This is a genomic window from Mesobacillus sp. QJM3NY_10, assembly GCF_056173465.1.
On sequence record NZ_CM149675.1, the window covers coordinates 3,885,321 to 3,900,622 of the forward strand.

The following is a 15,302-nucleotide window of genomic DNA, read 5'->3' on the forward strand; positions in this document are numbered from 1 at the left end:
CCGAGCTTTTGTCCGAACTTGGGGTGACTTCAGACAAATTGAAGCTCCTCCCGCGAGCTTTTGTCCGAACCTGGGGTGACTTCGGACAAAATGAAGCATCATCGTCAATCTTTTGTCCGAACCTGAGGTGTCTTCAGACAAATTGATAACTCTCCAGCGAGCTTCTGTCCGAACCCGGGGTGACTCCGGACAGATTGAAGCCTTATAAAAGAATGAGCAATCAGTATTGTTCTTGGAATTTGTTTTATACGGGCCCAAATGTAGTAATACCTTTAAAAACAGAAAAAAGAGAGCCAATTCAGCCCTCTTCATCCATTCATTTCCCGATATTCTTTTGGAGAAATCCCTTCAACATCCCGGAACACCCTCGCAAATTGCTTAGGGTTTTTGTAGCCTACCATCTCACTTATTTCCAGTATCTTAAAATCCGTTTCTTTCAGCAGCCGCTTGGCACTTTCTACTCTGACCATTTTCAAGTAGTCAACGAAGTTTTGGCCAATATACTCCTTGAACATATGGCTGAAATAGGAATAGTTCAATGAAATGTAATTAGCGACTACAGCTAAATTCAAATCCTTATGATAATTTTCCCTAATATACGCAATTGCCCGATCCATGTACTTTTGCTCTGAATACACTGCTTTTACCTGTTTATTATATTCATGGATTCTCATTAGCAAATCCTCGAGGGCATGGAAGTATTCATGGAAGTTTTCAAAGTTATAGATGTTATCTATCTTATTTAAAAGCTCGAACGTTACAAGAGATTCTTCCCCCAACCGCTTGAAAAAACCTTTAAAGATCGTCTCATTGATTTCCTTGTTAAGGTTTTCAAGATAGTTGATGCTGCTGTGAGCAATGACATCGAAGTCCATAACCTGTCTCAGAATTGCTTTAATTTCCATTTCACGTTCAGTTCCTAGCATATTGGAAATTTTATTGATCAGGTCAGCCGGGAGAGAGTTTACGTCCGGTTTCTCTTTAATATTTTCATATAAAATGATCTGACGACGCGGATAAAGGAAATGATACTTGATCGCTGTGGCTGCCTGGCCATAAGTTTTTTTGAATTCCCTTATATCCTGCTCCTTTTCGCTAATTCCAATGGTAAAAATCGAATGCCTGTCCCTGCCAAGCTGTTCTTTCAGAATGGAAAATTGCTCAAAGTTTGCTGTAATAATTGTCACTCGGCCGTCTTTATCAAGAAATGGAATACTGTCAATGCTTGAATGGAGCAGCTGATTGATCTTATTAAGGAAGTCCTCTCCATCTATATCTCCATCCAGCTGAATAATTCCCACATAGTATCCGTCCGGATAAGATTCTATTTTCATTTTCCTATAAAGATCTTCTACAACTTCCTGTTGAATATTAGGATTAAGCAAAATGTAATTCAGTTGACTCGCACGATAATCATCCAGGTGCTGGAAGGTCATTTTCTGGCTGTTTTCCAGTTCTTCTATGATGGTATTCAAAGTTTTGAATAACTCCGCCCGGTTTACCGGCTTCAATAAGTAATCCTTTACCTTATGTTTGATTGCTTCCTTGGCATACGTGAAATCATCATATCCGCTGAGGATCACAATCGATGTTTCTATTTCTTCTTGCTGTTGGAGCTCTTTGATTAATTGAATACCATCCATCCTTGGCATTTTAATATCTGTGATCACGATATCAGGCTTATTTTCCAATATACGATCAAGAGCTTCCTGTCCATCTGAAGCAATGAATGTTTCAAAATCTGGAAATTCCCGCTTGATCATTGCCTGTATACCCAATCGGATATTTTTCTCATCATCTGCTATAAGAACTTTATACACTTTGGCTTCCTCCTTTCATGATTTTACAAGGCATTTTTACAGTCACCATTGTGAATTCGCCTTTCTCACTTGTAACAAACACTCCATACTCCGTTCCATAGTAAAGCTGGATTCTCTCATTCACATTGTGAATCCCTATGCCATTTCCACCTTTAGAACCGGAATTTTGATTTTTTACCCCTGTTTGAATGGATAAGTTGAGCGATTCACACTCCTCTTTTGTCATCCCTACACCATTATCTAAGATCTCAATGATGATATAGTCCTCTGAACATCTCGCATTCACTTGCAGGATGCCTTCGTTTTTCTGATCGTTTGGAATGATTCCATGTTTAATGGCATTCTCAATAATCGGCTGCAATGACATCTTCAGAACTTCCTGGTCATGCAGTTCATGGGGAACATCAATATTCAAGGTTAGTGATCCATCCAAACGCAAATTCATAATGTCTACATAGTTCTTTATATAATTCAACTCTTCATCAAGCACTACAAAGTCATTCTTCCATTTAAGATTGTAGCGCATCATTTCACCAAGAGAAGTCACGGCATCAGAAATAGGGTACTGCCCTTCTATTTCTGCCATCATCTTGATGTTTTCCAATGTATTGTATAGGAAGTGCGAATCAATTTGGGTTTTCAACGCCTTTAATTCTGTTTCTTTTGCTGTTGCCTGCTTATTGACAGCTTCGGCGATCAATCCATTCATCTTACCAAGAAGACTTTTAAAATGAAATGCCAGCTCTGAAATCTCATCTTGTCCATCAATTTCAACATCTACAGAAAAGTCGCCTTGTTCTACCTGCTTCATTGAATCTTTCAATTTGTACATTTTTTTCAGGAGCAATAATACCAATACATAGGTGACAAAAGAAAGAATAATAACAAGGAAGATGATGCCGCTGAAAATAACATTCCTAGTCTTTGCCGTTTCAGCATAAAGGCCTTCCAGTGAAATAACATTCAGCAGGTAGGCATCCAAATCATCAATATAGGCAGTAATGACAAGATACGGAGTTTCTTTGTTTTCAAATTGAAAACTGCCAGTACCTTCATGTTTTGATTCGTTGAATTTAAGTTTCAGATCTTCAGTGTCAATTCCCTCATCTTCAAAATAGGTGTGTTGGAAATTCCTGATCATGTTGTTATCCTTATCAATGACCACATAGACCGAATCAGGGTCCTGTACCGTTCCGAACATCTTGGGGAAAAAGTTTTTAAGGAACATATTGATTTCAATGATGCCTAAATGTTCATCCTTTGGGTAATCCAATTCCCGTAACAATGAAATTTTTGCTGTGTTTTGCGATGGAAGTCTTTCAAGGACATCATCGGTCTGCTGGTCGAACCACCATACCTCCATCCCATTCCTGTTGATGACCTCTTCTCTCCATGGCTTTTCCATGATTCGATCCTCTTTAAAGAGAATCGGCCACATCTCGGTTATATATGGGTTTGTTGTATACAGGCGGATATTTTCAATCGCTGGGTTGTTAGCCTGCAGCCTTGTCACATTCGACAACTCGTTCATTCTGAAATCAATTAATTGATCAATATTTGCTTCGTTCCTGCTTTTAACAAAGTCTATGAATTCTATATCAGACACGACCATTTGAGCCGTTCGTCTCATGGATTCAATATTGTTTTTAATATGGATTTTCTCGATTTCAAGAGCATTTTCACTTTTAATCCTGATTTCATTGATTGCCCTGTCATACACATTGCTGGAATAAATAGAAATGAAAATGATAATAGGAATAATGATAATAAGGATATATAAGACAATAAGCTTTTGTTGCAGGGAAAGTCGGTCTACAGCTTTGTTCATTGTTTTTTGAAAATCCATATTTTTCACATCCATCATTTGTCCGCTTAAAAAAATTATAAATGATATTCAATATTAATATTGTGATAAAGTGTTTCAATTTGATGAAGTTATTTTGTATTCTCAAACGCCGTGATTCTTGCCTGTATGCAAAAAGAGGAATAGACTGCCCCCTCATGAAATTTAATTCAAGAAGGAACAGTCTTTCCATAGTTATTTATTTTGCTGCATCAAGTTTCGTCTTGTTCTTTTCATATACTTCCTGCTGATACTTTTCAACTTTTTCAAAACCGAATGAATCACGTTTTTTCAGGAATCCTTCAAAGATACTATCGAACTCTTTATCAGATTTAGCTAAAAGAAGCTTAGGAAGTGTCTTGCCCCATTCCTGTGCAATCTTGCTTGCTGCTACACCTTCTGCAGAAGTTCCAGTTGGGCTGATACCATCAAATTCTGCATAGCTGACTGTCTTTCCTTTTGTCCAGTCTTCCATTTGCTTGAATGGCTCAGAAGCAGGCGGTGCCCACGCAAGGCTCATGTTTGTATCCATAAGCATCCAGTATTTGAATGAAGCTCCATACTGCTGGTCAAATGCTGCGCGATCCTTATTTAATAGGTCCAATACCTCTGGCTTGAATTCAGGCTTGCCGTTTACCATGTCATACGTTTCGCCTTCTTTACCCATGTAAAGGTCCATTTGTCCTTCTTCACTGATCATGTAAGTCAGGAATTGAATTGCTCTTTCTTTGTCTTTAACGTCTTTAGAAATCAAAGTAACTGTCCAGCCTGAGATGCTGTCACCCGCTAATGCTGGTCCGTCTCCCTTTGAGTTCGCTGGTCCGTCTACTGCGATATATACGGAATTAGGATCTTTTGCATACAATGCGTGCTGTTGTGCTGCAAGGTCACTGCGCTGGTAAAGCATCGCGAAGTAACGGCCTTGTGAAATTTTCTCTTCCATTTGTGGACGCTTATCGATAAAGATATCCTTCGCAAGAAGTCCTTTGTCGTTTGCTTCTCTGAAAGTCTTTAACCATGCAAGATATTCAGGATCCTGGCTGCGGTCGTAAACTTTTCCGTCTTTTTCCATTGGAATAGAAAGGAAGTTCTGTAAGTATCCTTCTAATGAAGTGTTTCCTACATCAGTAAACTCATTCAAACCGAACGGAATCAATGGCGCACCGTTCACTTCAGGGAATTTTTCTTTAGCAGCTTCAAGTGCCTTCAAGAATCCTTCTGGAGTGCTCATATCCGGGCTGCCAATAGCCTCGTACATATCTTTTCTAACAAGGAAAGTCTGGTTAGAAGGCTTAAGGTCTTTATATTTGTCAAAATCCTTTGGTGATGAAGAAGCATTCGGATATCCATAAGTGTTGCCATCTTCTTGTTTGTACCATTCAATCTTGGCTCCGTCTGCTACTTTATAAAAATATGGATCGTATTGATCTGCAAGTTCATTCAATGGAAGGACAAGTTCGCCCTCGATCATCTTCTTAACAGCATCTTCCCACCAGCCGATTGTGATGAAATCAGGCAGTTTGCCAGAAGCGATCATCGTGTTCATTTTCTCTGCTTCGTTTCCTGCTGGTGAGATAAAGTTAACTGACACACCAGTTTTATCCGTTACGTATTTGGAAACAGCATCGTCGCCCCATTTATGCGCGAACCATGAAAAGTTAACGTACCAGTCAAACGTAATTGGATCCTTATTATCTTGCCAGCCAGGTGCATCAGCACTTGCCTTCGGTTTATCTGCTTCTTTTTCATCGGAAGCGTTTTCATTTGTCTTGCTGGAACAGCCTGAAAATAGTGCTAAAACCAATGATAGAACAAGCAATAATGAAAAGCCTTTGGAAAAGAATTTTCTCCTCATTTTTTGACCCTCTCTCTTTTGTGTTATTTTGGGCCACATTACTAAATGTACACTGCTTTGAAAAAGCGGGAAAGGCTTTTTTCTTAAGTACCAGCCTTTCCCAAGGTCAGAAGGGGGTATCCTTCATGAATAAAGCAAGACATATCAATAATGAAGCCTGGATTATTTAAATTTCTTCAGTGAAGAAAAATTTAAATCGAAGTTTAGTAGATCAACCTTTTACTGATCCAATCAGCATTCCTTTTACAAAGTACTTTTGCAGGAATGGATAGACTAACATGATCGGAAGTGTTGTAACAACCATCGTTGCCAGTTTGATAGACTGGGATGTTACCGTCTTCGTGGCAATCGACCCCGCTGCATTCGTCATCATCTGATTTGAGCTGGACTCAGCAACAACCTTGTATAAATACGTCTGGATTGGCTGCAGGTCTGGATTATTTACAAAGATGACTCCGGCAAAGTAGTCGTTCCACTGGTATACTCCCTGGAACAATGCGATTGTTGCAATAACAGGCATTGACAGAGGAATGATTACTTTTATAAAAATCATAAAGTCATTTGCTCCATCTATCTTTGCTGCTTCCTCCAGAGAAGTTGGCAATTCCCTAAAGAAAGATACAAAGATGATTAGATGGAAGAAGTTAAACATTGTTGGAATGATATATACAAGGAAGTTATCAAACAATCCAAGATCCCTGATTAATAGGAAGTAAGGAATCAATCCACCGCTGAAAAACATTGTGATGACACCGACCAGCATGTAGAAGTTCCTGCCGTAAAGGTCTCGTCTCGAAATGGCATAAGCAACCATTGCTGTAAAGAATACGTGTGTGATTGTTCCGATAACCGTTTTGGCAATTGTTACGCCAAATGATGTGACAATACCCGGTGTTTCAAACACAGCCTTGTAGTTTTCTAATGTAAACTCTCGAGGCCACCAGTAAATCCCGCCTCTCATAGCATCAACACCATCATTCAGTGAATTGACGAGAACATACCAGATTGGGTAGATCGTAATGGCACATATAAAGAGCATGATGAGAATGTTAATGTTGTCAAAGATGTATTCGCTTGTTGTTCGCCGGTTCCGTTTAAAAAGTTTAAACACAACCTCACCCCCTTAGAATAAAGATGTTCCATTCAGTTTCTTGACAATCTTGTTAGCAGACAGGAGCAGGATAAAGGCAATGATTGCTTTCAATAAACCGACTGCTGTTGCATATGAGTAGCGGGCATTTTGCAGACCCATCTGATAGACATAAATATCAATTACATTACTAGCGCTTTCATTCAACGAGTTACGCAGAATCAAGATCTGGTCGAAGTTTGAATTTAAGACACCGCTTACAGCAAGGATGAAAAGAATTGTGATTGTTGGGCGAATTGACGGCAATGTGACATGCCACATCTTTTGGAAACGATTTGCTCCGTCAATCGTTGATGACTCGTATAGCTCTGGTGAAACACCAGCAATAGCTGCAAGATAAATGATTGCTGACCATCCAAGTTCTTTCCATATATCCGAGAGAATGACGATTGCCCAGAAGTTATCAGGTGAAGCAAGGAAATTCGTACGTTCACTGATCAACCCTAAACCTAGCAAAATATCGTTTAAGACACCGATATCTGCGAGCCATGTTGTCAAAATCCCTCCAAGTACAACCCATGAAATGAAGTGCGGCAAGTAAGAAATTGTTTGAACCGCTTTCTTAAGCTTCATTGATGTGAGTTCATTGAGCAAAAGAGCAAATATGATTGGAAGCGGGAACCCGATGATTAATTTAATCAAGCTGATTCCGAGAGTGTTTTTCAGGACGATCCAGAAATTCTCATCCTGCAGGAATTCCTTAAACTGCATCAATCCTACCCATGGAGCTTCTGAGATTGTCTTGATGATGCTGTATTCCTTAAAAGCAATGATCAATCCATACATCGGGATATAGTTGAAGATGAACATCCACACTACACCGAGGAGGGCCATCACCTGCAAATACTTTTGAGAAATGATTGTCTTTTTAATTTTTTTGTATTTTTCTTTTTTTGTTGGCTCTACCATTATGGTGTCACTGACTTGTTGTTCGACTGGCTGTTGAATCTTGACTTCCATTTCTTCACCACCTTAGTTGCTGTTGTCTTTCTTGTACCTTTATCATAAAAAAAAGGGCTTACATTTATAAGCCATCGAATTTTGCTTATGGTACCAATTTTTTAGTTTTAGGTTTATAGAACAAAATATTGATACCATCATGTTGTTATCGTTTTCATAGAAGTGGATAAAAGTTTGAGTTGGGAAACTGCAGGATTTACAAAAAAAACGGCCCGCAGTCCTTTTAAATGGACCACAAACCTCAAGGTTGGATTTTCGTACTCAAAAAGGATACTCTAATCGTAGGCTTTTTAAATCGATGTTATGGGAAAGGAATATATCATGATTGCGAAAACAGAAGAAGATTTTAACGGATTAAAAGAAATTGGCAGAATTGTCGGCTTGATACGGGAAGAATTAGTTGGGAAGACTGCACCAGGTATCACCACGAAGGAGCTTGATGAAATTGCGGGCAGGCTGTTTGAAGAGCACGGGGCGATTTCAGCACCGAAGGGAGAATACAATTTCCCCAGCTATACATGTATAAGTGTGAACGAAGAGGTGGCACATGGCATACCAGGCAGCCGTGTGATCAAAGAAGGCGATATTGTTAATATCGATGTTTCCGGCTCTAAGAATGGTTATTTCGCCGACACTGGTATCTCATTTGTCGTTGGCGAAGGTGACCCTATCTTAACCAAAATATGCGAAACAGCCGTCGAGGCCTTTGAAGCAGGATTGAAAAAAGCGAAACCTGGTTCGAAGAAAAGCGGACTAGGCAAGGCAGTTATGGCAACTGCGAGAAAGAATGGACTAAGGGTTATCAAAAACCTTACAGGACATGGAATCGGCCGTACAATCCATGAAGCACCCGATCATATTTATAATTACCATGAGCCATGGGATGACGAGCTTTTAAAAGAAGGAATGGTCATCGCTTTTGAACCGTTCATCTCAACTCGTGAGGAAGAAGTCTTCCAAAACGATAATGACGAATGGACATATGTAACAGAAAACAGCTTCGTCGCTCAATGTGAGCATACCATCATTCTTACTAAAAACGGGCCGCTAGTGATTACCCGATAGGCTCATTTCTCGATTGAAACCCTTGCTGCTGCAGGGGTTTCTATTTTTTGCCTGACCCCTTTCATTTCATACTATATTCCTATTTTTCGTATTACTAAAAAAAAATCCAACAAATTGATTGACACTTTTTCTATGACGCAGTAAAGTAATAAACAAGATTTACAACTCAATATTCGTTACTTCTTATCAAGAGAGGTTGAGGGACTGGCCCTATGACACCTCGGCAGCGGACTCCTTTGGAGGACTGTGCCAAATCCAGCAAGCATGAGCTTGACAGATAAGAAGAGGCCGACTTTTAATTTGATGTCCTCTTCTTTCTGAAGGGGACTTTTTGTTTTTACAAATATCTCCACCCATAATTTCATATTCGATACTTTCTTATCAAGAGAGGCGGAGGGACTGGCCCTATGAAGCCTCGGCAGCGGACTCACATTGAGGACTGTGCCAAATCCAGCAAGCATGAGCTTGGAAGATAAGAAGAGGTATTGTCCAGCAATCGTTGCGGCATGCCCTCTTCCTGTTTCCAGGAGGAGGGTTTTTTTATGATTTACAAAGGAGGAAGACAGATGATCACTTTTGAGCAAGTGGAAAAAGTTTATGAAAGTCGCGGGAATAAGGTAGCGGCACTTAATGGAATCGATCTGGAAATCAAAGAAGGAGAGATATTCGGAGTCATTGGTTTTAGCGGTGCAGGAAAAAGCTCCCTGATCCGCTGCGTAAATTTACTGGAACGGCCAACATCCGGCCGGGTGATTGTGAATGGCTGCGACATGACTTCACTTTCAGTAAAAGAAGTCAGGGAGATAAAAAAGAATATCGGCATGGTATTCCAGCATTTTAATCTTTTAAATTCGAAAACCGTTTTTGATAATGTTGCGATGCCTCTCATTCTCGCAAAACTTCCCAAAGCCAAAAAAAAAGAGCGAGTCCTTCAGCTCCTCGACTTTGTCGGCCTGGCTGATAAAGCAAACAATTATCCAGACCAGCTTTCGGGAGGCCAGAAGCAGCGAATCGGTATTGCCCGGGCGCTGGCAACCCAGCCGAAAATCCTGCTTTGCGATGAAGCAACATCTGCCCTTGACCCGCAGACAACCAGTTCAATCCTGCAGCTATTGAAAAAAATCAACAAGGAGTACAACATTACGATTTTAATCATTACCCATGAAATGTCCGTCATCAGGGAAATTTGTGACAAGGTGGCTGTCATCGAGGAAGGAAAAATCATTGAGGAAGGCACTGTCTTCGATGTATTCTCCAGCCCGAAAACAGTTACAGCAAGAAATTTCGTCAGCACGATCATGAATGACAGCATTCCTGATTCCGTGTACAGGATTATTGAAGGACATTCAGGACTTCATAAGGTATTCCGGATCAACTTTGTCGGTGAGTCAGCCGGTCAGCCGCTTTTTTCCCAGCTTTCAAAGAAATTCGATATCAACGTCAATGTTCTTTTTGGCAATATCACAGAGCTTCAGGGTATACCATTCGGAAACTTGATTGTCGAGTTCCAGGGCAGTGATAAAGAAATTTTGAGGGCTCTTAATTTTATCGATCAACAAAAAGTAAGCATTAAGGAAGTGACAGCACATGCTAGTTAATTCAGAGCAAATTATTCAGGCATTAATTGAAACACTGCAAATGGTTGCGTTCTCGCTCCTGTTTTCGGCAGTCCTCGGAGTGCCGCTGGGAATCGCGCTTGTGGTCACCAGGAAAGGCCATTTACTTGAAAATGCCCCTGTTTTCAATGTACTCAACAGCGTCATCAACGTCTTTCGCTCTGTGCCATTCATCATCCTGCTGGTCGCAATCATCCCGCTGACCCGGCTGATTGTTGGCACATCGATTGGTACAGCCGCGGCTGTCGTTCCACTAGTCTTCTATGCTGGTCCGTATATTGCCAGATTGGTAGAGAATTCTCTGCTCGAAGTGGATCCGGGCGTCATCGAGGCAGCCGAATCAATGGGTGCCACGCCCTGGCAGATTGTTTTCAAATTCATTCTTCCCGAAGCGATGAGCTCGCTGATCCTTGCTTTTACGATTGCGACCGTTGGATTGATCGGTGCATCAGCAATGGCCGGGGCAATCGGTGGCGGCGGTCTGGGCGACCTGGCAATTACATATGGTTATCAGCGTTTTGATACCCAGACAATGTTCATCACAGTTGGCATCTTGATTGTAATGGTGCAGGGGCTTCAATCCCTTGGAAATATATCAGCTAAAAAAATCAGAAGAAGATAATCAGGAGGAAATCAAAATGAAAAAACTTTTATTAGCATTGATTGTACTTAGTCTAGCAGTAATCAGCAGCGCATGCTCCAGCTCTTCATCATCCGCGAAAGGCGGAGAAACCGTCAAAGTGAAACTTGGCGTCAGCGGCACGGATCACAGGGTCTGGGATTTTGTCGCTAAAAAGGCTGAAAAAGAAGGTATTGAAGTTGAAATTGTTACTTTCTCTGATTATGTACAGCCGAACCTGGCCCTTGCAGAAGGTGAATTGGATGCAAACTCATTCCAGACCGTTTCCTATTTTGATGCTTTTATCAAGGAGCATAATCTTGACCTTGTACCAATCGCAACCACACAGATTGCACCAATGGGTATTTACTCAGATAAATACAAAGACGTGAAAGACATCCCTAAAGGAGGGAAAATAGCCCTTGCAAATGAAGCTACGAATATGGGAAGAGGCCTTCTTTTACTCCAGGAAGCTGGGTTGATCAAGCTTGAGGACGGCTTCGATGGCATTGGTTCCCTCGATAAAATCGTTGAGAATCCGAAGAATCTTGAACTTGTAACACTTGTTGCCGGCCAGACTCCAAGGGTAATGCCGGATGTAGCAGCATCCATTATCAACAACGGAATTGCAGTCGATGCAGGACTTACACCAAAGAAGGATGCGATCTTCCTTGAGAGTGCAACTGCCACTCCATATATCAACATCATCGCTGTCCGCGAAGAAGATAAAGACAATGAAACTTTGAAAAGATTAGCTGAACTTTACCAGGAGGATGACACAAAGAAGTTCATCGAAAAAGAATACAAAGGAAATACGCTTCCTACCTTTGTGCCGCTTAGTGAGATTGGGTGGTAAGCCATAATGTTGAATTGCTATTTATAAAACGGAAGGTTTTGCAGGCAGGCTCTGCCCCTTCCGTCTCGCTCAAAAAATTAGAGGAGGATTAAGGATGACAACACCAGTAAAAACACTTAATCAATTAAAAGAAACCATTACGGGAAACGTTGAGCTCAATAAGGAGCTGTACCTATCAACTAGCCATGAAATCCATGAAAGGCCGGAAATCGGCAATGAAGAATTTTTCGCATCCGCACGTCTTATCAAGATTTTAGAGGATGAAGGTTTTGAGGTTGAAAAAGCAGTAGCTGGACATGAAACCTCTTTTGTAGCACGGAAAAAGTCTGAAAAAGATAGACCATCGATCGCCTTTCTGGCAGAATATGATGCCCTTCCGGGGTTAGGCCATGCTTGCGGCCATAACATCATTGGCACGACAAGTGTCGCAGCTGCGATTGCTTTAAGCAAAGTGCTGGATGAAACAGGAGGTGAAGCAATTGTTTTTGGTACTCCTGCAGAAGAAGGAGGCCCAAATGGAAGTGCGAAAGGAAGCTTTGTAAAGCATGGCCTTGTTGAGGGGATCGATGCCGCATTGATGCTGCACCCTTCCGGACAAACAAGGTTGACGTCGTCTTCCCTTGCTGTTGATCCGCTTGATTTTGAATATATCGGCAAGCCAGCTCATGCAGCCGCATCCCCTCATGAAGGAATAAATGCTTTGGATGCAGTGATCCAGCTTTTCAATGGTATCAATGCATTGAGACAGCAGTTGACTGATGACATACGAATCCACGGAATCATCACCCATGGAGGTGATGCACCGAACATCATTCCGGAATACGCAAAAGCAAGGTTCTTCATTCGTGCTGCAACACGGAGCGGATTAAATGATGTCACCCGGCGCGTAAAGGCAGTTGCTGAGGGAGCAGCCCTTGCAACAGGTGCTAAGCTGAATATTATTGCCTTCCAAAATGAAGTTGATAATCTTCTGTTGAATGATCGATATAATGAAGTTTTTAAAAATGTTATCGAAGTTCTAGGAGAAACAGTTGCAACTAATGAAAGGGACGGAATTGGCTCAACCGATGCCGGCAATATCAGCCAGGTCGTACCGACGATACATCCTTATATTAAGATCGGTCCTGATGACCTCGTTGCCCATACTGTCCCTTTCCGGGAAGCAGCCGCTTCTCCACAGGGGGATGAGGCCTTACTTAAAGGGGCGAAAGCACTTGCTTTGACAGCTTTTCAATTGATTACAGATCAAGATTTATTAAAAGATATAAAGGAAGAATTCGAGATTAGAAAAGCTGCGGAAAATAATTAATTTCCATTTACTTCATATAAGACCCCTTGCACAATCGCAAGGGGTCTTTTTAATGTTCGAAGTCAGCTTTCCTTTATTGATAGCCAGTATTGCCATTTAAAATAACTGACTCAAACAAAAGAACAGAAGCACGCCTACTTCTGTTCTTTTGAACATGCCACACTAATTAGGAAATCAATTGCTTCCATTTCTTCTCTGGTCAAATACTGTCCAATTTCTGGATTCTTCAAAATGGCTTCTGCTTGTTCAATCGTCATCAGATTCTCTCCTGAACTCAATATCATACTTTTTTACTATCGGAGAAAAAAATTCTTTAAGCAACAAATTAAAGTACGGGATGTCGTTTTAAAACCGCTTTTCTTCTATTCAAAAAATACTAAAAATTTCATTGACTTGTTAAGAGTTAGTATATATAGTAGTGTGTATTATTCTTCTTTTGGGTTGATTGAGAAGATAGGCTACATTCTCTTGTGATAGATTGAACAAGTCTTAACTTTAGAAAACCCTTCCCGGCTTTTGAGGGTTTTTAGAAATTTCTCCCGATCCAACTAAAGAATCAGTATTCACAACATCAAGAAGAGGAGACAAGTGTATATGCAGCAAAAAATATCGTTTTCAACCTATGCCCTGATTGGGACTATGCTATTTGGAATGTACTTCGGAGCTGGGAATTTGATTTTCCCTATTCAACTAGGACAGCTGGCAGGCACAAACTTCTGGCCAGCCTTGATTGGCTTCCTGGTAACAGCCATCGGCCTACCTTTTTTAGGCATATTGGCGATTGGACTTTCAGGAAGCACTGGCTTGCGAGATTTAGCCAGCAGAGTGCACCCTATTTTCGGCATTGCCTTTGCCACGGTTCTTTACCTGACAATTGGACCCTTTTTCGCGATTCCAAGAACAGCCACTGTTCCGTTCGTTGTTGGTTTTGAACCTTACGTTGCTCCAGGTCAAGCTGGTTTGTGGCTTGGGATTTTCAGTTTCGTTTTCTTTGCCATCGTTTTCTTTTTCTCACTGCATCCTGCAAAGGTGATGGACTACATTGGAAAATACCTTACACCCGCTTTTCTCGTATTTTTATTTTTATTAATTGGCATCTCCGTCATGAAGCCAATGGGCAGCTTTGGGGAACCGAGTGGTGCTTATGCAAACTTAGCTTTTATCACAGGATTCAAAGAAGGGTATAATACGATGGATGCCCTTGCATCCCTGGCATTTGGTATTGTTGTCATCAATGCCATTAAAGGCCAAGGAATAACCAGCACAAAGGATATTGCCAGGGCTACCTTGAAATCAGGTATCTTCGCAATGACTTTGATGATGCTGATATACGGACTTATTACGTATATGGGGGCATCTAGCGTATTGGCTATCGGAACATTCGAGAATGGCGGACAGATTTTTTCTGCAGTCGCCGAACACTATTTTGGTCCTTTCGGTGCAATCCTGCTGGCTATCATTATTGTTCTGGCATGTTTAAAAACAAGCATTGGGCTAATCACGGCCTGCAGCGAGTTTTTTCATGATCTATTGCCAAAGGTTTCATATCAAAGGTTTGTGCTTCTTCTTTGCATCGTTTCTTTCACAATCGCAAATTTTGGTTTGAACAATATCATCCAATTTGCTGTACCGGTCTTAATGTTCCTGTACCCATTAGCGATCATCCTTATCTTATTAACTCTGATATCACCGCTTTTCGGAAATAAGCAAAGCGTATACGCCGCTTCAATAGCGATGACATTCTTCGTGAGTTTTTTTGATGGCTATAGCGCATTAGTCGCTAATCTGCCAAATACAAATATTTCTTTATTCAATTCTGTTACGTCAATATATGTAGAGCATCTTCCACTATACGCAATAGGTCTTGGCTGGGTCCTGCCCGCATTCCTAGGTGCAGTCATCGGTTATATTTTGCCTAAAGCTCATTTACCCGTGAAAAAATACCAAAAAGAACTGTAGATTTCTCTGCAGTTCTTTTTCTTTTCTTTGTCTTTCGATTTTAAGTGGATAACTTATAAAATTCAGAAGCAAATCATTTATTTAGTTTCCTTTGAGCTTTTAATGCTACCTTTTCAAAACCATTTCCTCTTTCCTCCGCAAATTCAATATCCGCTTTCGGAAGAGCTTTATCATGCTTTGGTTTCTTTTTCGCCATATGATCACCCCCTTTGTATAGTTCAGGCTTTGCGGTATAGAAACTCTCTATAGG

General features: G+C 40.9%; 13 protein-coding genes and 2 riboswitches. Of the genes, 6 read left to right on the forward strand and 7 right to left on the reverse strand.

Translation table 11 applies throughout. The features are described 5' to 3' along the window. Positions 1-308 precede the first annotated feature (308 nt). The 5 genes from AC0VX7_RS19655 to AC0VX7_RS19675 all read right to left on the reverse strand — a co-directional run bounded on the left by AC0VX7_RS19655 (position 309) and on the right by AC0VX7_RS19675 (position 7,577). On the reverse strand, positions 309-1,820 hold the full coding sequence (locus AC0VX7_RS19655) for a response regulator transcription factor (protein WP_475425537.1): 1,512 nt from the start codon (positions 1,818-1,820) through the stop codon (positions 309-311). Next, entirely contained in the window at positions 1,813-3,666 is a 1,854-nt protein-coding gene (locus tag AC0VX7_RS19660) for a sensor histidine kinase (RefSeq protein WP_475425538.1), read from the reverse strand. Before AC0VX7_RS19660 ends, AC0VX7_RS19655 begins: the two co-directional genes overlap by 8 nt. A 196-nt stretch (positions 3,667-3,862) precedes the next feature. Further along, a complete protein-coding gene (locus tag AC0VX7_RS19665) occupies positions 3,863-5,518 on the reverse strand; it encodes a type 2 periplasmic-binding domain-containing protein (RefSeq protein WP_475425539.1) in 1,656 nt (551 codons plus the stop codon). A gap of 211 nt (positions 5,519-5,729) precedes the next feature. Further along, complete coding sequence (locus AC0VX7_RS19670) at positions 5,730-6,557, reverse strand: carbohydrate ABC transporter permease (RefSeq protein WP_102265158.1); 828 nt, start codon at positions 6,555-6,557, stop codon at positions 5,730-5,732. A gap of 84 nt (positions 6,558-6,641) precedes the next feature. After that, complete coding sequence (locus AC0VX7_RS19675; RefSeq protein ID WP_041967310.1) at positions 6,642-7,577, reverse strand: ABC transporter permease; 936 nt, start codon at positions 7,575-7,577, stop codon at positions 6,642-6,644. A 372-nt stretch (positions 7,578-7,949) separates the two neighbouring features. Between AC0VX7_RS19675 and map the strand changes: the two genes are divergently transcribed. The 5 genes from map (at position 7,950) to AC0VX7_RS19700 (ending at position 13,093) form a co-directional block, all read left to right on the forward strand. Then, on the forward strand, positions 7,950-8,693 hold the full coding sequence (map, locus tag AC0VX7_RS19680) for a type I methionyl aminopeptidase (RefSeq protein WP_475425540.1): 744 nt from the start codon (positions 7,950-7,952) through the stop codon (positions 8,691-8,693). Between the two features lie 180 nt (positions 8,694-8,873). Continuing rightward, positions 8,874-8,977, forward strand: a riboswitch (SAM riboswitch). A 91-nt stretch (positions 8,978-9,068) separates the two neighbouring features. Next, positions 9,069-9,172: riboswitch (SAM riboswitch) on the forward strand. Positions 9,173-9,259: 87 nt separating this feature from the next. Continuing rightward, entirely contained in the window at positions 9,260-10,291 is a 1,032-nt protein-coding gene (locus AC0VX7_RS19685) for a methionine ABC transporter ATP-binding protein (RefSeq protein ID WP_475428205.1), read from the forward strand. Then, on the forward strand, positions 10,281-10,931 hold the full coding sequence (locus AC0VX7_RS19690) for a methionine ABC transporter permease (protein WP_144478840.1): 651 nt from the start codon (positions 10,281-10,283) through the stop codon (positions 10,929-10,931). The genes AC0VX7_RS19685 and AC0VX7_RS19690 overlap by 11 nt, the downstream gene beginning before the upstream one ends. A 16-nt stretch (positions 10,932-10,947) precedes the next feature. Further along, positions 10,948-11,784, forward strand: coding sequence for a MetQ/NlpA family ABC transporter substrate-binding protein (locus AC0VX7_RS19695; RefSeq protein WP_475425541.1), 837 nt, complete (start codon positions 10,948-10,950; stop codon positions 11,782-11,784). A gap of 94 nt (positions 11,785-11,878) precedes the next feature. Further along, a complete protein-coding gene (locus AC0VX7_RS19700; RefSeq protein ID WP_475425542.1) occupies positions 11,879-13,093 on the forward strand; it encodes a M20 family metallopeptidase in 1,215 nt (404 codons plus the stop codon). 134 nt (positions 13,094-13,227) lie between these two features. Here AC0VX7_RS19700 and AC0VX7_RS19705 read toward each other — a convergent pair whose 3' ends face one another. After that, a complete protein-coding gene (locus AC0VX7_RS19705) occupies positions 13,228-13,350 on the reverse strand; it encodes a hypothetical protein (RefSeq protein WP_475425543.1) in 123 nt (40 codons plus the stop codon). A 337-nt stretch (positions 13,351-13,687) separates the two neighbouring features. Here AC0VX7_RS19705 and brnQ point away from each other — a divergent pair, with 337 nt between their 5' ends. Continuing rightward, positions 13,688-15,052 carry a branched-chain amino acid transport system II carrier protein gene (gene brnQ / locus AC0VX7_RS19710; RefSeq protein WP_475425544.1) on the forward strand — a complete coding sequence of 455 codons (1,365 nt, stop codon included), beginning with the start codon at positions 13,688-13,690 and terminating at the stop codon, positions 15,050-15,052. A 73-nt stretch (positions 15,053-15,125) separates the two neighbouring features. On the opposite strand, the gene AC0VX7_RS19715 is transcribed toward brnQ, so the two are convergent. After that, positions 15,126-15,248, reverse strand: coding sequence for a hypothetical protein (locus AC0VX7_RS19715; RefSeq protein WP_475425545.1), 123 nt, complete (start codon positions 15,246-15,248; stop codon positions 15,126-15,128). Positions 15,249-15,302 lie beyond the last annotated feature (54 nt).